The sequence below is a fragment of the Nostoc sp. genome (genome assembly GCF_036917435.1).
Taxonomy (GTDB): domain Bacteria; phylum Cyanobacteriota; class Cyanobacteriia; order Cyanobacteriales; family Nostocaceae; genus Nostoc.
Genome location: NZ_JBALDM010000030.1, coordinates 21,391 through 41,899, shown reverse-complemented (window position 1 = coordinate 41,899; position 20,509 = coordinate 21,391). Strand labels below are relative to the sequence as shown.

The window sequence follows — 20,509 nt, the reverse complement described above, 5'->3', positions numbered from 1 at the left end:
CCCTGCTTGGCTCCAAACAAGATTTCTTTAACTTTGCCAATCGAGCAAGGCTTTAAAAAATATTCAAGCCCAGAATCTTATTTTTCTTTTCTCAGAGATATATAAAAAAGAGCCATTACTGACAAATTTATACAGGCAAAAAATGAAGAGTGGATGTTACTTGAGTAAAAACTTGTAGAAATTTGGGAAAAAGAGTAAAATTCTTAAGGTCTTACAGCCATTATACTGAGTTATTTAGGGTACTACCCGGCTATGTCATCAACTAGGTTACATCATTGACTTGTTTTAACAAGCTATTTAAGACATTATTAGCGATTTTTAACATGCTACATTTTGAATTCTTTTGCTTTAGACCTGAATTATTACTTAAGAATTACATAGGTTGATGTGAATGAACCAAATGCAGATATTGATGTTAGGGGCTAGTCTAGAACAAAATGGAGGAATAGCATCAGTTGAAAAACTGATAATTCAGCATGTAGTTGATGATATTGAAATTCAGCATATAACCACTCATGATGAGGGAACAGCATATCACAGAATAATTGTTTTTGCTAAAGCTTTAGCAAAATTCTTAAAGATAATGTTTACTCAAAAAATAGATGCTGTACACATTCACATGTCTGATGGTGGTAGTGTTGTGCGAAAAGCTATTTTTTGTGTTTTTGCCTTTATATTTAATAAGCCCTTCTTGATACATGCTCATGGTGCAGAATTTCAAGTAACCTATGCTAAACTACCTGAATTAGCACAAAAAGTTTTAAATACAGTATTTCAGCGTTGCCAAGGGTTTATCGTTCTTTCAAAAACTTGGCATGACTACTATGTCTTAAATCTAGGTTTAAATCCGAAGCAAGTTATTATCTTGCCTAATCCTTGCGAATTACCTATACAGGTTCCTGACCGCCAAAATCGGACTCAAGTCATTTTGGTTTTTTGTGGGCGAGTCGGTCAACGGAAAGGTGCATTTGATTTAATTCAGGCATTTGCTAACTTACCAGATTCTCAAAAAAAATCTGCCCACCTAATTCTGGCAGGAGATGGTGAAATCGAAAAAGCGCAGCAATTAGCAGTTAGTCTCAACCTGATAAACAATGTAACTTTTTTGGGCTGGATTAATTCCGAAAAACGGGATGAAGTGTTGTCAAAAGCAGATGTATTTATTTTGCCTTCTTACAATGAAGGTCTGCCTATGGCGATTCTAGAAGCTATGGGCTGGGGATTACCCGTAATTTCAACCCCTGTAGGAGGTATTCCTGAATTAGTGATTTCAAATCAAAATGGTCTGCTAGTTACAGAAGGAAAGATTGAGGAATTATCAGAAGCTATACAATTACTGATTGAAAATGAAACTTTAAGGCTCTCTCTGGGAAGCGCTGCTAGAAAAAGTGTTGAACCATTTGATATTAAAAACTATTCTATTCGTTTAGCAGATATCTATCGTTCGTTATCAAAATTGAATTAAGCTGGAACTACTAATGAAAATCAACATTTGCAGAGTTGAAATTGATAACTACAATTTTGATGAAGTTGTAGATAGAATCGTGAAACATGTAGTCTATAAGGGTAAGCCAGAATATGTAGTTACTCCTAATGCTATGCATATTTTATCATTGCAAAAGGATGCCAATTTCCGAGAAATTTATCGCAAGGCTTTTTTAGTAGTACCAGATGGGGTGTCGCTGCTGTGGGCGGCCAAGTTCTTACAAACTCCCCTTAATGGTAGAGTTAATGGTACAGATTTGTTCGAGAAAATATGCGCCATTGCTGCTGAAAAAGGATTGAAGGTCTTTTTATTAGGAGGTCGCCCTGGTGCTGCCGAAAAAGCTCAAGAGATTCTTGTATCCAGACATCCAGGCTTGCAGATTGTAGGTACTTATTGTCCTCCCTACGGGTTTGAATCTCAGCCAACAATATTAGCTTCAATCAATTCAAAAATTACAGCAACATCTCCCGATATCCTATTTGTTGGTTTGGGAGCACCAAAACAAGAAAAATGGATCGCTGCCAATTATTTGCATTTAGGTGTACCGATTTCTGTCGGTATTGGTGTCAGCTTTGAATTAGTTAGCAACATGGTGAGAAGATCGCCACTTTGGATGCAAAAATTAGGGCTGGAGTGGTTATTTAGGCTTTTAACAGAGCCTCGACGCTTATGGAAGCGTTATATCTTTGGTAATCCTGCTTTGATTTACTTGGTAGTCAAACAGCGTTTAGGATTATTTAATAGCCAATACGGAAACCTTGACGGTGTGAACGATAAATGAAATTACACACAAGTTAAGTAGTCATAAGGCGGTGTTTGAAAAGTTTTAAAGTGTAGATAAGAACCCCAACCCCCTCTCCGCAAGCGAAGAGGGGGCTATGACGTACCTAATAAAGGCTATATTAATTCTAATAAATTGAATGACAAATACTTGGAATGTTTTTATTTGATTATGCAAATAAAAATGATTTAATAAAATAAAATTCTTGCAAAAATATAAACTGCCTAATTAGTTTGCAGACCTTATTGACTTTTGCAGAATATCTAATAACTACATGATTATTTAACGATGAATAACGCGATCGCTCAGACAACAGCATTCTTATCAACTTGCGCTTTGCTACTAACAGGCTGTGGTGGTGGCAGTAGCTCTGTAACTAATACTCCAAACAGTAGTATAAATAACACTACTACTAACACTGCCCAGACAACGACTATATCGGGTGCTATTCCCATCGGTATCGCTTTAGCACAAACTAGCAACGTAGCATTACTCGGTCAAGAGGGATTTGTGGGAGCTAGAATTGCTGAGAAATATTTCAATAGTAAAGGTGGTATTAATGGCACTCCTATTAAATTAATAGCCCAAGATACTAGCGGTGATGAAGCTGGAGCAATTAACGCTTTTCAAACTTTAATTAACAAAGATAAAGTTGTTGGTATTGTTGGCCCTACTTTATCACAGCAAGCTTTTAGCGCTGATCCCATAGCCGAACGTGCTAAAGTTCCAGTTATTGGAGCATCAAATACCGCAAAAGGGATTCCAGAAATTGGTAATTATGTAGCTCGCGTATCTGCGCCTGTTTCTATAGTTGCCCCTAATTCGGTTAAAGCTGCACTCAAGCAGAATCCTCGAATTAAAAAAGTGGCAGTTTTTTACGCCCAAAATGATGCATTTAACAAATCAGAAACAGAAATTTTTCAACAAACAGTTAGAGAACAAGGGCTAGAATTAGTAACAGTTCAAAAGTTCCAAACTACTGATACAGACTTTCAAGCCCAAGCTACTAATGCAATTAACTTAAAACCAGATTTAGTAATTATTTCGGGACTAGCTGCTGATGGTGGTAACTTAGTGCGGCAACTACGAGAACTAGGTTATAAAGGTATAATTATTGGTGGTAATGGTCTGAATACACCCAATGTTTTATCGGTGTGTAAAGCCCTTTGCGATGGTGTGCTGATTGCTCAAGCTTACAGTCCTGAATATCCTGGTGAGATTAATAAAGTATTTCGCCAAGCCTATATTGAGCAATACAAGAAAGAACCAGCCCAATTTACTGGTCAAGCTTTTACGGCAGTGCAGGTGTATGTTGAAGCTCTTAAAAAGTTGGATAAAAAGTCTAAAATCAGCACATTACCTCTTGATAAATTGCGGACAGAATTGAACCAGGAAATACTCACTGGAGAGTATGATACTCCATTAGGTAAGATCGGTTTTACACCAATAGGCGATGTGGTTCAAAGCGAATTTTATGTCGCCCGAATTAAGATGGATAAAGATGGAAACACTGGAAAATTCGTATTTATAAAATAGTTGCAACATGGATATCACTCTATTTTTGCAACAATTTTTGAACGGATTATCTATTGGTAGTATCTATGCAATTTTTGCATTAGGGTATACCTTAGTGTATTCGATTTTGGGCATCATTAATTTAGCTCATGGTGCGATTTTCACCTTGGGCGCATATTTCACCTATGCTTTTATGGGTGGTAGCTTTGGATTTAATGGCTTACTAGCTAATGCAGCCTTGCCAATCAAATTACCATTTGCTGTAGCTTTGATTTTAGGAAGTACCTTAGCAGGATTGATAGGGGTTGTGATGGAACGGGTTGCTTTTCAACCTTTGCGCCGTCAAGGATCTGATCCTTTACTAACTGTTGTTTCCAGCTTGGGGGTAGCAGTGGTAATTGTGAACTTAATTCAGTATTTAATAGGCGCAGAAAGTTACACATATCCCGCAGATACTTATGGGAATTTACCACCTTCGATTAACTTTGGTACTCAAGAAAAGGAAATTCCCATTCGTACTGTTCAGATAATAATTTTTGCTGTATCAGTTGTGATTGTGGCAATTATTACCTATTTTATCAATCGGACTAAGTATGGTAAGGCAATGCAAGCGATCGCAGAAGATCCTACTACAGCTAGTTTGTTAGGGATTAATAGCGATCGTTTTATCATCTTAACATTCTTCATCAGCAGTTTTCTAGCAGGATTAGCAGGAACTTTAGTCGCTTCTAGTGTTAGTATTGCTGGCCCATATTTCGGGATTGCTTTTGGATTGCGGGGTTTAGCAGTAATTGTCTTAGGTGGTTTGGGTAGTATTCCCGGCGCAGTTTTAGGAGGATTACTCATTGGGTTAGTTGAAGCTTTTGTGCCGGCGGAATATTCTGGTTACAAAGAAGCTGTAGCTTATGGAATATTATTTATCATGTTGTTAGTTAGACCGCAAGGTTTGCTAGGTCGTCGGTTTATTCAGAAAGTTTAAAGAGACGTAGCGCGATGAAAACATACACTAAACAAAAATTAACTTTCGATGATTTTTTAGAACAGTGTCCAGAGGAAGGCTTATATGAACTTGTGGATGGAGAAATTGTAGAAGTGCGTGCAACTAGAAATCATGATGATGTAGCTGATTTTGCGGCTGACTCTTTCAAAGATGAAATTAAACGTCTAAATCTGAATTACGTAGTAAAAAATACAGCAGTCTTTAGAACTATAACTGTCAATGGAATAGAACAAGGACGCAAACCTGATGTCAGTGTTATAGATAAAGATGTATGGCGTTCAAATCGTTCTGCTTATTCTGCACTTGAAGAACCCATTCAGTTAGCTATCGAGGTAACATCAACTAATTGGGAAGATGACTACATTGATAAATTGGATGAATATCAACGCTTAGGGATTACAGAATATTGGATTGTAGATTATTTGGCAATTGGTTTAAGAGAGTATTTGGGAAATCCCAAAGTTCCGGCTGTGTTTGTTTTTCTACTAGATGCTGAGGGTAAATATCAACGTACACAGTTTAGAGGTTCAGAAAGAATTGTGTCACGGACTTTTCCTGAACTGGCGCTAACAGCAGAGGAAATATTAACAGCTTAAGAATTGATAAAAGTGATAGCTTAATCAAAAAATCTAAAAATGGCTGAATTTTTCTCTACTTATGAATCATCAATAGTCTACATGGTATTGGAGGCTTTATTAGGATTATCGCTTTACTTACCACTAATGGCTGGACAATTGTCTTTAGCTAGTCCTGGATTTTATGCTTTAGGTGGATATATTGCCGCGATTTTATCTACAAAAGTTTTCCCATCTAGTAATAATTTATTTCCGATTCCATTACTTTTATTAGAAATGTTAATTGCTGGTTTGGTTTCCGGCATATTAGCTGTAATAGTTGGAATTCCGGCATTAAGGTTGCGGGGTATTTATTTAGCGATCGCAACTATCGCTTTTGTAGAAGTTTTACGAGTTGTATCCTTAAATTTAGATATTACAGGTGGTGCTGTCGGGATTTTTGGTATTCCTCAACCATTCCAAAGCCAAATAGAATATTTGTGGATTGCCATACCATTACTGTTAATTAGTATGGTATTATTTTACCGATTAGAACGCATTCGTACAGGTAGAGCATTCATCGCCATCCGCGAAGATGAATTAGCCGCCAGTGCAATGGGAATTAACCCCACTTATTACAAAGTTTTAGCTTTTACTCTCGGAGCGATTCTTGCCGGAATTGTAGGTGTAATCAGCGCTCATTTTCTCAATACCTGGAATGCTCGACAAGGTACTTTTGATGCTAGTATTACCTATTTAACGATTGTATTAATTGGGGGTTCTAGAACTTTTTTAGGTTCGGTTGTCGGTGCTATTGTATTGAAAGTTTTATTAGAAATTATTTTACGAAGAATAGCCGATATAGCCGGATTACCCAATTGGTTAGCCCAATTTTTACGAGATGGGAGATTAATTATTTATGGTATATTAATCGTCTTAGGAACTATATTTTTCCCCCAAGGATTTATAACTCCAGATATTTTAAAACAGTGTAAAAGGTTATTCATAAAGTTAATTTCTAAAACATCCAAGCAGACAAGTTAATAAACAGAATGGAGTAGTCAAATGGCAAATGACAAATAAAATTATTTTAGAAGCCAAATCACTGACTCGCCGCTTTGGAGGTTTAGTGGCAGTGAATAATGTATCTTTTACAGTTAATCAACATGAGATTTTTGGATTAATTGGCCCTAATGGCGCTGGGAAAACAACACTGTTTAATTTGATTACAGCTTTTATTCCCCTTTCGAGTGGAGAATTACGTTATCAAGATACTAATATTTCCCAACTACGCCCGCATCAAATTGCAGGTTTAGGTATTGCTCGGACTTTTCAAAATATTCGCTTATTTGGTGAATTATCAGCATTAGAAAATATCATAATTGCCCGACATTTGGATAATAAAAGTAATCTATTAACAGGACTTTTGGGATTACCACCAGCCCGTCGGGAAGAGAAAAAAAGCCGGCGAAAAGCTTTACAATTATTAGAAATGGTAGGCTTGAGCGATCGCGCTGACGAAAAAGCCAAAAACTTTGCTTACGGCGATCAGCGTCGGCTAGAAATTGCCCGCGCTTTAGCCCTAGAACCGCAAATCTTACTCCTTGATGAACCGGCGGCGGGGATGAACCCCAATGAAAAGCAGCAACTGAGCGAATTTATCCGCAGTCTGCGAGAACAGTTTAATTTGACGATCGTTCTGATTGAACACCATGTACCCTTGGTTATGGGTTTGTGCGATCGCATTGCCGTGTTAGATTTTGGGCAGTTGATTGCCTTGGGTGAACCATCTGTAGTTAGGAACGATCCAGCTGTAATTGAAGCATATTTGGGATAATGAATGATAACTTAACTTGAGAATTACAAAATCTGTTGCAATTCCTCAATAGTATTTGCAGTGACAATATTCCGTAAAATTGTCTTCAAACGCTCTAAATCCTGAATCTGCTTAATTTGTGGGATTAAGTTTAAGCTGCGATCGCCGAATTTCAACTCTAAATTAATTTCAATCGCAGAAAGTATTCCTTGCATTTCCCCGCGTGCTTCCCCGCGTTCTTCTCCGCGTGCTTCCCCTTCGCGTAAAATTTCTTGATACCAAGGTGACTCACGTAATACGGTCATATCCCACCTCATGATTTCTTGAACGAGCGTATTCTCTAAAACAAACGTAGCAAAAAAAGCTAGAACTGTTTCCAGTTGGTTTAGTTGTTCATCAGCACGGAGAATTTGCAATGCTTCTCTAATAATAGATTCATTTTCACCACCTTTGAGAATGGGTACAAATGGCAGTAAGGATGGTAAGGGTTGTTGAAAAGCAATATTGACATCAATTTCCCACAGATTAATCACCCGATAATCTTGTATTGCCCGTAATCCGGCAATATTTGATGTAAAGCTTGTGGGTATTTCGTTGTTACCAGTTTTCAGAATATTGATGAGGACGGGATATGTTGGTAAGTTATATTTTTCTTCCGCAAGCGCAGTATAAGCACGCATCCGACGCGGCATTTGGGATTTATAGCGTAATTGCAATTCGTTGAGAAGCAAAAATTCTCCATGTTGCGGACTATTGACACGGATTAAAACATCACTTTCCCGGCTAATCCACTGAAATTCACTATTTAGAATTTCTCCAGCGACAATATCAGGAATCTGCGTTACCCATCTTGCCCAGTTGTTGGGTGCGAGGCTGATTAATTTTTTGGTACTGACATCAGCAGGCTTTGTCATCAAGGTATAGATACACTCAGTAAGTAAGATTTATGGTAACTTGAAATCTCCTATATAATTCATGTAAACAAAATTTTCACAAATTCGTCTAAAGAATTTATAGCGATCGCGCTATCCATTAAAATTTCTAATTGTTCGACACTTTCACCCTCAAGCCTTGCTTCTACTTCATGAGGAATTTCGCCAAAACGTCGTCGCAATACTCGGATTAACTGTTGTCGTCCACCCTGCTGAAGACCTTGCTGAAGACCTTGCTGAAGACCACGTTCCTCACCTTCGTTAAGAATTTCCTGATACCAAGGCGATTCTCGCAATACTGTCATATCCCACCTCATGATTTGTTGCACTAAAGGCGTGTCTAAGACAAAGCTAGCAAAAAATGCTAGCAATGATTCTAATTGGTTCAACTGTGGGTCTGCTTGTAGCGCCTGTAATGCGCGTTGTACGACTAATACCTCTCCCCCTCCTCGCAGGATTGGCACAAAGGGTAACAACGATGGTAGTGGTTGCTCAAACGCTATTTCAGCATCGATTTCCCACAAATTAATTACGCGATAATCTTGGATGGCACGTAATCCCAGAAATTCCTGCTCGTAACTATTGACAATAGTTAAGGTGGATGGAGGCGGTAAAATGTTAATGAGGACTGGGTAAGTTGGCAATCGATAGCGTTCTTGTGCTAATGCTGCGTATGCTCTCATGCGTAGAGGCATGTGTGTTGTATAACGCAGTTGTAGTTCATTTAGTACTAGAAAATCTCCGTGAGTGGGACTGTATGCTTTCACCAACACATCTGTTTCCCGGCTAATCCACTGAAACTCAGAACCGATAATTTCTTTAGCCACAACTTCAGGAAGTTGTGTAACCCACTGTACCCATGCATCAGGAGCTAAATTAATTAATCGTTTGCTACCAATATCTGCTGCTTTTGCCACAGGACGCTTGATATATTTCTCAGTAATTAATGGTACATCATAAAGATTGCAGTATTCTGACGTTAGTTTTTAAGTTTAAGCAATGTCTACGCACTGTTTTAAGAAATGTATGATTGATGTATCTTAGATTTTGAATCAACATTTCTGGATGTAAACCGCCGATGAAATCCGAAAGTAGACCAGATTATACAATTCTAGAACTTCAAGAGCTTGATGTTAATTATGGCGGTATTCAAGCTCTAAAAAAGATTAATTTAATTATTAAAAAAGGTGAAGTAGTAACTCTAATTGGTGCTAATGGTGCTGGTAAAACTACTACACTTCGCGCCATATCTAAAGTAGTTAATCCTAAGAGTGGCGGAATTATCTATAATGGACATAATATTAACCGCCGCCAAACTCACGAACTCGTACAACTTGGTATCGCCCATTGTCCTGAAGGACGTAGAGTATTAGCGCGACAAACAGTATTTGATAATTTACTTTTGGGTGCTTATATTCGTTCCAATCAAGCGGAGATAAAAGCAGATATTCAGCGTCAATTTGACTTATTTCCACGTTTGTCTCAAAGACGCAATCAACTAGCAGGAACCCTCAGTGGTGGCGAACAACAAATGTTAGCGATCGCAAGGGCTGTAATGAGTAGACCACAACTCTTACTTTTAGACGAGCCTAGCTTAGGTTTAGCCCCTGCGATCGTCCGGGAAATCTTCTCGATTATTGAAAATCTCCGGGCTACAGGCGTAACTATATTGTTAGTTGAACAAAATGCTAATCTGGCGCTACAAATTGCCGATCGCGGTTATGTTTTGGAAGCTGGTTCTATCACTTTATCAGGTGCAGCATCAGAATTAATTAGTGATGAGCGAGTTAAAAAAGCTTATTTAGGGTAAATCGTGAAAAACAAGATCCCCGACTTCTTAAAGAAGTCGGGGATCTGAGCTTTTAAGCTATAGATGATTTATTGTTATATATGAATAATTGTAAGGCAAAAGTAAATGGTAAAATCGCTAACTAAATCCCTAAGTTTAGAAGAGTTTTTGAAACTACCAGAAACAAAACCAGCTAGTGAATACATCAACGGTCAAATTACTCAAAAACCAATGCCACAGGGAAAACATAGTAAATTACAGGGTAACTTAGTCACAGGTATAAATGCAGTAGTTGAAAGTCGAAAAATTACCCTTGCATTTCCAGAGTTACGGTGTACATTTGGCGGACGTTCAATTGTACCTGATCTAACAGTGTTTGCTTGGGAACGGATTCCTTTAGATGAACGGGGAGATGTCGCTAATGTCTTCAATACTTATCCAGACTGGACGATTGAGATTCTTTCGCCAGATCAAAGCCAGACTAAAGTAACCGGAAATATTCTACATTGTTTAAAACATGGTAGTCGCTTTGGTTGGCTGATCGATCTAGATGAGCGTTCTGTTTTAGTCTATCCACCAAAGCAGCAACCAGAACTTTTACAAGAAGAACAAGAAATATTACCAGTTCCCGATTTAGTTAGCGATCTTCAACTAACTGTAGGGCAACTATTTGGATGGTTAAAGTTATAAGCAATTACAGCGTATTGCGGGTAAATGAAGTACACGGGTAGGGGCACAACATGTTGCATTGGTGTCAACTTAACGTGAAACCCTTGTGAAGAAACGATCTTGAGTTGACTCACTTCCTATGACGATCCGCTTTACCCCACCCTAACCCTCCCCTTATAAAGGGGAGGGAACCGGATTTACTGTTACCCCCCTTTATAAGGGAGGATTAAGGGGGGTAAAACGGCTATGGGACAAAGCTTTGAGCTTAAGTTGACACCAATGAACATGTTGTGCGCCTACGATGATCTGTACCTCACGCTTGTTGCAATCTGCTATATAGATTTATATCTAGCTTTAGGAATACTAAAGGTGTTAATTTACTGAAGTCAGAGTTAGATAATGGATTTTGTGAATTTAATAAAAATAGGCAATAGTTGTGAATTTGCAAATGAAGCTGAGTTGATATTGAAAGATATGCTGTTGGAATGAAATGATATGTTGTATTTGATTTTGGTGAATATGAACCTCTAAATGGATTTGTTGATGTAGCTTTAGAAAAATGGCTCAAAAGGCTTTAATAAAAGCTACATTGACATCTAAAATAAGTTTTGCTTATACATGATATTATTACAAATTATTACAAATAATGTCTTATATTAATATTTGCAGCCCTCCTTGCAGATATCTATATATTTGTTTAGCGGGGAATTCTATTCACCGGAATAATTAAACCCATGAGTCAAATAGTCTGGATAGCAAGACACGCTAACCGCCTCGATTTCGTAAACCCTGATTGGTTTCTCACCGCCGAACGACGCTACGATCCACCCTTGTCTGATGATGGGATGATACAGGCACGGCAGTTAGCTAGACGATTGAAAAAAGAAAAGATTTCCCATATTTTCGCTTCCCCTTTCCTGCGAACTGTACAAACGGCAAACGCAGTTGCAGAAATGCTCAACTTGCCGATCAAACTCGAAACAGGTTTGAGTGAATGGCTAAATCCAGCTTGGATGACGGAAGAACCCGAAAGACTCTCAACTCCAGCATTAGAAAAATTATTCCCCAGGATTGACACCAGTTATACTTCGCGTATCGCTGCCAAATATCCTGAAACTCACGAAAAAGTGCGAGAACGTTCTGGGCAAACTGCTAGATGTTTAGCTACTGAGTTCTTCCCAAAGGATATCCTGCTTGTAGCACATGGGGCATCTGTGTTGGGGGGAGCAATGGGGCTAGTGGGGGAAATTGCTAAAACAGAAGTCAAGGCTTCTCTATGTTCCTTGGTAAAAGTGGTACGCGAAGATCCAGAATGGTTACTAGAACTAACTGGAGATACTTCCCATTTAACCCATATAGAGGAAGTGATTCGATTTGCTTAAACCTCTGATAGATATTTGTGTTCATAGCTTCTGCTACGTTGGGTATATCCTACAAAAAAAGTAATTAATCCCCGAATAAGTTCTATGACTTTATTACTAGCAGGAGATATCGGCGGTACGAAAACTATTCTTCGATTGGTTGAAACATCAGATTCGCCAAGTCCACATACTATTTATCAGGAAAGTTACCACAGTGCTGATTTTCCCGATTTAGTACCCATAGTGCAGCAGTTTTTGGTCAAAGCTAATACAGCAATACCAGAAAAGGCTTGTTTTGCGATCGCAGGCCCCATTGTCAAAAATACTGCCAAGCTAACCAATTTAGCTTGGTTCTTGGATACCGAACGTCTACAAGAAGAGTTGGGTATCCCGCATATTTCTTTGATTAACGACTTCGCCGCCGTTGGCTATGGCATTGTAGGTTTACAAAAACAAGACTTGCTGACGTTGCAGGTTGGCAAATCTCAGCCAGAAGCCCCGATTGGGATTATTGGTGCTGGTACTGGGTTAGGGCAAGGATTTTTAATTAAACAGGGAAATGACTATCAAATTTTTCCCTCAGAAGGTGGACACGCTGACTTTGCTCCTCGGAACGAGATGGAATTTCAACTGTTGAAATACCTGCTGGGTAAACATGATATCCAGCGCCTTTCTGTGGAACGGGTGGTTTCGGGAATGGGAATTGTGGCAATTTATCAATTTCTGCGCGATCGCAAATTTGCGACTGAATCACCAGATATTGCCCAAGTCGTCAGAACTTGGGAACAAGAAGCCGGACAAGAAGAGAAAAGTGTCGATCCTGGTGCTGTTATTGGTACAGCCGCACTAGAAGGACGCGATCGCCTTTCCGAACAAACCTTGCAATTATTTATAGAGGCTTATGGTGCAGAAGCTGGTAATCTCGCCCTGAAACTCCTACCTTATGGTGGCTTATATATCGCTGGTGGGATTGCGCCCAAAATTCTCCCCTTAATCCAAAATAGCGGTTTCTTATTAAACTTCACCCAAAAAGGCAGGATGCGCCGCCTCCTCGAAGAGATCCCCGTGTATATTATCCTCAACCCGCAAGTGGGACTAATAGGTGCTGCTTTATGCGCTGCTAGGTTATAACAGCTAGCATCATCAGTGAGATCAGCATCTCAAAAGGCAAAATTTATGACAGTTAAAAGTCTGTTGCCACTAATCGCCGCCACCTTTATCTGTGGTGGTTCTATTTTAGTGGAAGCACGTCAACCCAAAACCCCGACGGCTGTTGTCAAGCCAACCGTTGCTAAAATATTGCAGCCAAAATGGAAGGTATACACCGCCCCAGATGGGCGCTTTAGTATTTTGATGCCGGGAAACCCCAACAGAAACACCGAATACCAAAAAACTTATATGGGGGAAATTATGTTAGAAATATTTGTTGCTCAACCACCAAAACAGGAAGTAGCATACATAGTTGCTTACAATGATTTTCCTTATAGTTATGGTCAAATAACTGATCCCCAAGCTGTACTTAATAATGCGCGAGATATGGCTTTAAAGACTACGAAAAGTAATTTAATCAGTCAAAGAAATATTCGTAGTTATAACAACCATCCTGGCAAAGAAATTGAGTACATCAATTCTGGAGGGAAAATCACTATAAATAGAATGTATATTGCCCAAGGAAGGCTATATCAAGTAATGGCAATAACTACAAAAAAACAGCAAAAGACATTAGCTAAAACTATTACTGGGTATTTAAATTCCTTCAATGTAGTTTTCAAAAAGTGAAATAATTCGCAGTCTCCAGATCCCCGACTTCTTTGAGAAGTCGGGGATCTAACTTTTCACGAGTGATTTAGGACTGTTATATAAACAGGTAGATGCAAATAATTAAAAATAATGTATAATCTTCTTACAAATTATGTAATGCACCGTAAACTAGATAAAATATCTTAGATTGTCGGTAACAAGATTTTTCCATTGCCTCCTAAATTCTGCTGTATTTTAATTATTTAATTTTTTTAGCTAAAATCATACAATTTATACGGTACTCAACCACTTACTCAAACATGATTTGTAACACTAGGATGTCATACTAAAAATAATAAGCAAATTACACAAGCAAGTTAAATGAATGGCTGATATTATTGATACTGCCGTTAACGTCGGTTCTTTTAGCACCCTAGTTGATGCGATCAAGGCTGCCAATCTGATAGATACTCTCAAAGGGGTTGACTCGTTTATTGCCTCTGCATCCACAAGTCAAGCATTTGACAACCTTCCAGCAGGTACTGTACAAACATTGCTTAACAATATTAATAAGATCCAGGAACTGCTGACATATCACATTGTTTCCGGCAAGATAATACCCATAAAGCCGATTGAAGGTTCAAGTTTTAAAATTAATCCTTTCAATAACTTCAATGTAGATGATAAACCAGAGCGTCAAAATCCGATGCTGCTGATGATAACGGTGTCATCCACATCATTGTTGATTCCTCGGTAAATATATAGATAGTGAATAACATCTGTTGGGTAGAAACTATTTATAGTCATTACCTCATTACTGTTTATATATATTTGAAGCAGCTTAACTGTTCTTAAATATTAGACCTCTCTCCTCTTGGGAGAGAGGCTTTGAATTATCTGTAAGCAAGACTGGGTAGCTAGATTTAATATTTTCTAAGGTTGTTTAACTTACGCAATATTCAAGACAATAACATTATTCAATACTACCTATTTAAGAATATTAATAGGTTAGTTTTCGTTCCTAAACCCAATTATAGATTTTATTTTTAGGATTAACTTAAGTAAGTAGCCGAGAATAAATCAAACTAGATTAAGTAATATAAAAAATATTGAAATTAGTTTGTAGTGAGGGCTGAAGCCCTCATCTGAGGACTAAAGTCCTCACTACAAACTTTTAATTATTTACGCTGCTCTACTTAGTAGTATTTAAATATTCATTATAATAGCCTTTCTCGGTTGAGTGAAGTACAAGAAACCCACCCCCCACTCAAAGAGAAGGGACTATGATGTATCTCGGATGATTAGGAAACACTATATTTTTCTTCAAAGTTGCACGCAAAGTAAAAACAATATCAGCTACATAAATTTAACAGATGAGGCTTTGAAAATGAAACGTTTATTTACACATCAAAATAATTTGATATATGTTTCTACTCAGAATCATATATTTACAGAAATCAGTCAATCTATGAAGGTAAAGTATATTTGTGTTTGCTGTTCAAATGTTTTACTCCGTCACGCGAGTTTAGGGAGAGCTTACTGGCGTTGTAGCTACTGCTATCAAGAAATGCCAGTGTAGAAAACAAAATCAAGAATGTCCTTAATCAAGTTAAATTAATAATTGGTATCTATCATGAATTTACTTCAATCTAATCAATTAGAGTTCGCCTGGTGGGTAGAAGTTAATACCACTGTTCCGCGCTGTACTTATTACTTTGGCCCTTTTGATAGTGAAAAAGAGGCACAACTTTCTAGAAGTGGCTATGTCGAAGACTTATATCAAGAAGAAGCTAGAGATATCATTGCGCTAGTCAAGCAATGTCAGCCTGATGTCCTGACAATTTTTCACGATAAAGCAGAAGTCCAAATATCTAGTTTTTGAAGCCCGTTTCTTAGATATTTTGCTAAAAGGGGTTTTTCGATAATATAACTGGTTGCATAATTTCGAGGTATAAGCTCTATTACTTGCTTAACCAAATTTAGGAAGTCTTCTAACTGTCCATCTGCTATACCTCGGCCAACCCACATCAGAGCTATTAGCTCTGCTTTTTCTTCCTGGGAAAACTCCTCAATATATTTGTGTAATGTCTTTACCGAATATATTTCTGTAATGCTGAAATCCTCTAAATAATTAGACAATTTATCTATAAATGTTTCTGGTTGATTTTTTCTACCAGATTCCATTGTTCCATAAACCAATTCAGCAATTTCAATAACGTTATCTATTTTGTTGATTGATAAGAAACTCATATTTTTATATTGATTTTAGAGTGAATAACTATAAATCAATGAATAGGAATAGAGATACAGCGCTTCCGGCTATTATGAAGCACAATTTTCCCCATATCCCTTTCCTATCCTAACTTTTGAGACTGTGTGCGTACCTCATAGCAGGCGGAAGTGCTGTAACTCAGTAATTTTAATCAAGAAGACTTTAATAGATACAAAAATATAATGACACCATATTATTATCAGGCTATAATTTGGCAAGTAACACTTCAACTGTATTTAAGCTTTACAGGCGAGTGTTTGAATTCAGGTATTGTAGAAAGATTCAAATGTATAAGGTAAAGGTATAACGTTTGATTTTGTCATAAAAATTTAAAAATTTGAGAGCATACGCTCAGATTTTGTATAATTTTAAGGCAGTAGAATGTTGATATCAGAATAAAAGCTATAAGATCGCAGATATTAAGAAAAGTTAAAGTCCATGATTTGAGGAGCAGGGTTATTGTCCTATGGTCAAGCGATCGCTCCAAGCATCACTCTCTGGCATTCAAGAAGCTAAAAAAGCATTTGCTCTGAAGGGATGGACACAAGAGAATCTAGCAGGGGAAGTCAATCTCAAGACTAGACAACCGATTTGGCGGTTTTTCAGTGGTCGTGCGGTTGAGCGTCATACATTTATTGAAATTTGTTCGGTGTTGGATCTGAATTGGCGGGATATTGCTACTAATCCGCCGGCTGAGTTCATGGAACTAGAAGAATACAGCCGCCCCCCGGTGGTGGATATTGATAAATTAGTGGAAAAAGTGCGATCGCAACGCTACGACAAAATTCAAGACCAGTGTGGGATTTTGCAGTTATTGGATATCAGCCGTCCTGTTGCGATCGATGACATATATATAGATGTGAATATTTTGGAGGAAATTGTCAGTCAACAGTGGTTAGAAATCGCTGACATCCAAAGCCTTGAACGAGAAGAATTTGATCGCTTTGGAATAGGTGAAGTATCCCTGAAACAAATACCAGGTATACAGGCAGTTGAAAAATACTCCAAGCTCAGGGTGCTAGGCAAACCAGGCGTAGGTAAAACCACCTTTTTGCAACATCTCGCCATTCAGTGTAACCAAGCTGCATCTACAGCAAATCAGGTTCCTATTTTCATTACACTGAGAAATTTTGCTGAAGTATCTAAAGTCACCAACGAGTTTAGCCTATTAAATTACATCCATCAAGAATTTCTCACATCTGGAATATCAGATCAGTCAGTCATAGAAACCTTGCTTAGTGCAGGTAGAGTGTTACTCTTGCTTGATGGCATGGATGAAATTCTTAATCAACAGAGCAATGTTGTCTTAGGCGAAATTCGCAGGTTTTCAGAAAAGTATCACAAAAATCAGTTTGTGGCCGCCTGTCGAACAGCATCTCAAAAGCTCAGACTCCGAGGCTTTACCGATGTTGAGATTGCGCCATTTACCTCAGAACAAATCCGAGCCTTCGCCGAAAAATGGTTTGTGACATTCAGCAAAAGCAACAATCAAGATGGTCAGGCGCAGTCGGTTCAGTTTATTCAGAAGTTGGACTTAGATGAAAACTGGCAATTTCGCCAACTCATAGTCACGCCCCTATTTCTGCATCTTGCCTGCTGGGTGTTCCACAGACAAGAAAAATTTCCGACTAAGCGGACTGACTTTTATAAGCAAGGTCTAGACCTTCTATTGGGCAAATGGGATGAAGCCAGAGGCATTGAACGGGATAATGTTTATCGAGGGTTTTTGTTACCACAAAAGCTCAAGTTATTGAGTCAGATTGCAGCAGCGACATTTGAGAAAGGTCAGTACTTTTTTGAGCAACGCATGGTTGAGCAATACATTGCTGACTATATTCAAAATCTGACCAACATGCCAATGGATGCAGAGGAACTAGAAATAGAAAGCGAAGCAGCGCTAAGGGCAATCGAGGCTCAACATGGGCTACTAGCAGAACGGGCGCGGGGAATTTTCTCTTTCTCCTATCTGGCATTTCAAGAATACTTCACAGCAAGAAAAATTGTTGCCAGCTACAACCTAGACGCATTTGAGCAAGCTCTAGAAGGATTAGTTAGTCACATTACTGACCCGCATTGGCACGAAATTTTTTTGTTAACAGCTACCATGCTGAGAAGTGCAGACTCTCTGGTACAGTTAATGAAGCAACAGATTGATGCACTGGTTGGACAAGACCCATATTTACAAGAATTTTTGACCTGGGCTAGCCAAAAATCTCGCAGTATTCCAAACCAATCAAAAGATGCGACAACTCGAGCATTTTACCTTGCCTTGAGTCGGACTCCTCACATAGCTCCTCACTTTGCCCTAGCCAGCAGCCTCGACCAGGGAATGTTTCTGGATGCAGCTTTAGATGACCTGCTGATAGAGTGTGCAATTGATGGGAGCCAAGACTTTGCCCACATCCACGCCTGTGGAGATGCTCTGTCTAACATTTTGGGCATAGTTCTAGATATAGGACTCCATAAATCCCTGGAACAACTCTCTGACCAATTGCCAAATTCTCGCCAAAGTCAAGAACGGCTACAGCTATGGTGGCAGACAAACTATTCAGCCTGGGCTAAACAGTTAAATATGACGGTGATTAATTATCGCAACATTAATCACCAGTGGGAGTTTAGCCCTGAACAAGAGCAAGTACTTCAACGCTACTACGATGCCAATCAGTTACTACTCGATTGTCTACGTAGCAATTGTGAAGTGACGGCTGCTATCAGGCAGGAAATTGAAGCCACTTTATTATTACCTCAAAAGGAAATTGAGGATAGGGAATGGCAATAATTATTTTGATTAAGGACTTCTAGGAGAATTTTATCCTACCTCCGGCTTCCCTCTCCTTTATAAGGAGAGGGATTGAGGGTGAGGTAAGCCAGAAACATAAACTAGTCCTAAATTCTTATTCCTAAGTGGGTCAAGTTAAATATAAAACCTCACGAAAGCATTGCGTGAAGCCCCGTGCTTCACGCAATGCTTTAAAGTAATGAGTAAGGAGTAATGAGTGGATGAAAAATGGGTATTTACTCATTACTCCAGAATCACCGCGCCTTTAGGTCGGTGAGGATGTCAACTTTAACCTTCTTCTTGCAGTTGTCGTAAAACCGAGCAATTGCACTCCAAGAAGTTCCTCAACGGTTTTCAGCATTTACCCTTATAATCTTATTACGTTTTGTATCGTAGTTAATCAAATAGTTTACAAAATCAAACAACGCTTTGCGATATTACAGAAAGAAAGTGTTTCAGTTTGATTTCTAGCAAAAATAATTCTTTCGGTACTTTCCCTTGTTGATTACTCTTCTGCTGACGTGTCGCTTGCTTCCATTGGTACGGAAACGTTTCCAATAGACTTCTTGCAGAAGTCGGGTAAAGCGAAGGGGCAATAAAATACAAAAGCTACTTTTGCAAGAGTCTCCATGAGTCCTACTTACAACGAAAGATCAAAATCTCTTTTGCAATACCTAATTCCCAATACCCCATGCCCCATTTTCAAAGAATATGCCTTTTGACCTAATGTAGAGACGCGAAAATTTGCATTTCCACTACAGATTTTTTAGCCCACTTTGCACTGAAATGCCTAATGGCAGGTCTTTTTATGAATTTAATCAATGGCTTTTGCTTGGCAGTTGGCATACTCAAAGGTGTACAAGTACTCGTTGTAGACAACGATCGCGATAGTAGAGATTTGTACGCAATTTTACTTGAAGGTCTAAGTGCCAATGTAATTACTGCTGGTTCAGTAAAAGAAGCTTTAGAAATTCTCAGTTGGTTCAGACCAAATATCCTAATCTGTGAAATTAGGTTCTTGGGTGAAAGTATTTATACATTATTAAATACATTGAGTGTGATGGAATCAGATAATGGAAATCATATCCCAATCATTGTAACTTCAACATCTACCGCAGGTACACATGACCTAATTCCAGATGTAGAGTTTGAAGAATATTTACTAAAACCATTCGATCTTGAGAGATTGGTTTCTATGATTGGCAATCAAGTAGAGAAAACTATGGCGAAAAATTCTTGCTCTGAATCTAGTAGTTTTACACTAGTACAACAATGCAAAGGTCAAAAGGCAAAAGTAAAAAGAAAGAACGCTTATTTTGCAAGATGTCTAGCGATTTTAAATGGGTGGTTTATTGCCGCCGTCATGTACTAGTAAGTAGGTGGATAAAATTAAATATAAAACCTCACCCTCAATCCCTCTCCAAAGTATCGGAGAGGGAAGCCGGAGGCAGGGTGAGGTTTGATCTTATATTTAATTACGCCAACCTACTTAAGTAGGTTGGCGTAATTAAAGCTAACTGGCAAAACTGTCATTTTTCCTTGATAAGCTGAAAATACTTTAATTTGCATCCTCAAAAAAATAAATCTCTTGTGGGGTGGGCATCTTGCCCGCCCTAGCTGTGCAAATTAAATGCACGACAGCTTAATTGGTTTTTCGCGCCAACTTACTGAGATATTTCCCCCCTTCTCTCTAGCAATTTTTAAATCATTTGCGATCAATAAGATCCCCGACTTCTTAGAGAAGTCGGGGATCTTGGCTTCTGATGGGGAGCAAATCAAACTATGTTACACACTAGTGGCTAAAGTCATCCATTC

General features: G+C 38.5%; 19 protein-coding genes. 16 read left to right on the top strand and 3 right to left on the bottom strand.

What is annotated here, in order from left to right:
- Nucleotides 1-391 precede the first annotated feature (391 nt).
- The 7 genes from V7K98_RS12285 to V7K98_RS12255 all read left to right on the top strand — a co-directional run bounded on the left by V7K98_RS12285 (nucleotide 392) and on the right by V7K98_RS12255 (nucleotide 7,173).
- Entirely contained in the window at nucleotides 392-1,465 is a 1,074-nt protein-coding gene (locus tag V7K98_RS12285) for a glycosyltransferase family 4 protein (RefSeq protein WP_335022085.1), read from the top strand.
- Between the two features lie 13 nt (nucleotides 1,466-1,478).
- Nucleotides 1,479-2,267 carry a WecB/TagA/CpsF family glycosyltransferase gene (locus V7K98_RS12280; protein ID WP_335022083.1) on the top strand — a complete coding sequence of 263 codons (789 nt, stop codon included), beginning with the start codon at nucleotides 1,479-1,481 and terminating at the stop codon, nucleotides 2,265-2,267.
- A 288-nt stretch (nucleotides 2,268-2,555) separates the two neighbouring features.
- Nucleotides 2,556-3,803 (top strand): ABC transporter substrate-binding protein, encoded by a 1,248-nt coding sequence (locus V7K98_RS12275; RefSeq protein ID WP_335022081.1) that lies wholly within the window; start codon nucleotides 2,556-2,558, stop codon nucleotides 3,801-3,803.
- A 7-nt stretch (nucleotides 3,804-3,810) separates the two neighbouring features.
- Nucleotides 3,811-4,761 carry a branched-chain amino acid ABC transporter permease gene (locus V7K98_RS12270; RefSeq protein WP_335022079.1) on the top strand — a complete coding sequence of 317 codons (951 nt, stop codon included), beginning with the start codon at nucleotides 3,811-3,813 and terminating at the stop codon, nucleotides 4,759-4,761.
- Between the two features lie 14 nt (nucleotides 4,762-4,775).
- Entirely contained in the window at nucleotides 4,776-5,378 is a 603-nt protein-coding gene (locus V7K98_RS12265) for a Uma2 family endonuclease (protein ID WP_335022077.1), read from the top strand.
- A gap of 39 nt (nucleotides 5,379-5,417) precedes the next feature.
- Nucleotides 5,418-6,380, top strand: coding sequence for a branched-chain amino acid ABC transporter permease (locus V7K98_RS12260; protein ID WP_335022075.1), 963 nt, complete (start codon nucleotides 5,418-5,420; stop codon nucleotides 6,378-6,380).
- A gap of 28 nt (nucleotides 6,381-6,408) precedes the next feature.
- Nucleotides 6,409-7,173 (top strand): ABC transporter ATP-binding protein, encoded by a 765-nt coding sequence (locus V7K98_RS12255; RefSeq protein WP_335022073.1) that lies wholly within the window; start codon nucleotides 6,409-6,411, stop codon nucleotides 7,171-7,173.
- A gap of 23 nt (nucleotides 7,174-7,196) precedes the next feature.
- Here the strand turns inward: V7K98_RS12255 and V7K98_RS12250 are convergent, their stop codons facing one another.
- The gene (locus V7K98_RS12250) at nucleotides 7,197-8,066 is read right to left on the bottom strand and encodes an Rpn family recombination-promoting nuclease/putative transposase (protein WP_335022071.1); all 870 of its coding nucleotides are present in this window, start codon (nucleotides 8,064-8,066) and stop codon (nucleotides 7,197-7,199) included.
- A gap of 59 nt (nucleotides 8,067-8,125) precedes the next feature.
- On the bottom strand, nucleotides 8,126-9,001 hold the full coding sequence (locus V7K98_RS12245; protein WP_335022070.1) for a DUF4351 domain-containing protein: 876 nt from the start codon (nucleotides 8,999-9,001) through the stop codon (nucleotides 8,126-8,128).
- Nucleotides 9,002-9,162: 161 nt separating this feature from the next.
- On the opposite strand from V7K98_RS12245, the gene V7K98_RS12240 reads away from it, so the two are divergent.
- The 7 genes from V7K98_RS12240 to V7K98_RS12210 all read left to right on the top strand — a co-directional run bounded on the left by V7K98_RS12240 (nucleotide 9,163) and on the right by V7K98_RS12210 (nucleotide 15,525).
- Nucleotides 9,163-9,894 carry an ABC transporter ATP-binding protein gene (locus tag V7K98_RS12240; protein ID WP_335022068.1) on the top strand — a complete coding sequence of 244 codons (732 nt, stop codon included), beginning with the start codon at nucleotides 9,163-9,165 and terminating at the stop codon, nucleotides 9,892-9,894.
- A 105-nt stretch (nucleotides 9,895-9,999) separates the two neighbouring features.
- Nucleotides 10,000-10,563, top strand: a complete 564-nt coding sequence (locus tag V7K98_RS12235; protein WP_335022066.1) for a Uma2 family endonuclease — start codon at nucleotides 10,000-10,002, stop codon at nucleotides 10,561-10,563.
- Nucleotides 10,564-11,276: 713 nt separating this feature from the next.
- Nucleotides 11,277-11,924, top strand: coding sequence for a histidine phosphatase family protein (locus V7K98_RS12230; RefSeq protein ID WP_335022064.1), 648 nt, complete (start codon nucleotides 11,277-11,279; stop codon nucleotides 11,922-11,924).
- Nucleotides 11,925-12,008: 84 nt separating this feature from the next.
- Entirely contained in the window at nucleotides 12,009-13,034 is a 1,026-nt protein-coding gene (locus V7K98_RS12225; RefSeq protein ID WP_335022062.1) for a glucokinase, read from the top strand.
- A gap of 45 nt (nucleotides 13,035-13,079) precedes the next feature.
- Nucleotides 13,080-13,682 (top strand): hypothetical protein, encoded by a 603-nt coding sequence (locus V7K98_RS12220; protein ID WP_335022060.1) that lies wholly within the window; start codon nucleotides 13,080-13,082, stop codon nucleotides 13,680-13,682.
- A gap of 346 nt (nucleotides 13,683-14,028) precedes the next feature.
- Nucleotides 14,029-14,400 (top strand): fasciclin domain-containing protein, encoded by a 372-nt coding sequence (locus V7K98_RS12215; RefSeq protein ID WP_335022058.1) that lies wholly within the window; start codon nucleotides 14,029-14,031, stop codon nucleotides 14,398-14,400.
- 876 nt (nucleotides 14,401-15,276) lie between these two features.
- Nucleotides 15,277-15,525 carry a DUF1816 domain-containing protein gene (locus V7K98_RS12210; RefSeq protein WP_335022056.1) on the top strand — a complete coding sequence of 83 codons (249 nt, stop codon included), beginning with the start codon at nucleotides 15,277-15,279 and terminating at the stop codon, nucleotides 15,523-15,525.
- Here the strand turns inward: V7K98_RS12210 and V7K98_RS12205 are convergent.
- Nucleotides 15,489-15,893: a DUF3775 domain-containing protein gene (locus V7K98_RS12205; RefSeq protein WP_335022054.1), complete on the bottom strand. Its 405-nt coding sequence runs from the start codon at nucleotides 15,891-15,893 to the stop codon at nucleotides 15,489-15,491. The genes V7K98_RS12210 and V7K98_RS12205 overlap by 37 nt on opposite strands.
- 488 nt (nucleotides 15,894-16,381) lie before the next feature.
- On the opposite strand from V7K98_RS12205, the gene V7K98_RS12200 reads away from it, so the two are divergent.
- Both V7K98_RS12200 and V7K98_RS12195 read left to right on the top strand, forming a co-directional pair.
- Nucleotides 16,382-18,694: an NACHT domain-containing protein gene (locus tag V7K98_RS12200; protein WP_335022052.1), complete on the top strand. Its 2,313-nt coding sequence runs from the start codon at nucleotides 16,382-16,384 to the stop codon at nucleotides 18,692-18,694.
- 793 nt (nucleotides 18,695-19,487) lie between these two features.
- Nucleotides 19,488-20,066 (top strand): response regulator, encoded by a 579-nt coding sequence (locus V7K98_RS12195; RefSeq protein WP_335022050.1) that lies wholly within the window; start codon nucleotides 19,488-19,490, stop codon nucleotides 20,064-20,066.
- Nucleotides 20,067-20,509 lie beyond the last annotated feature (443 nt).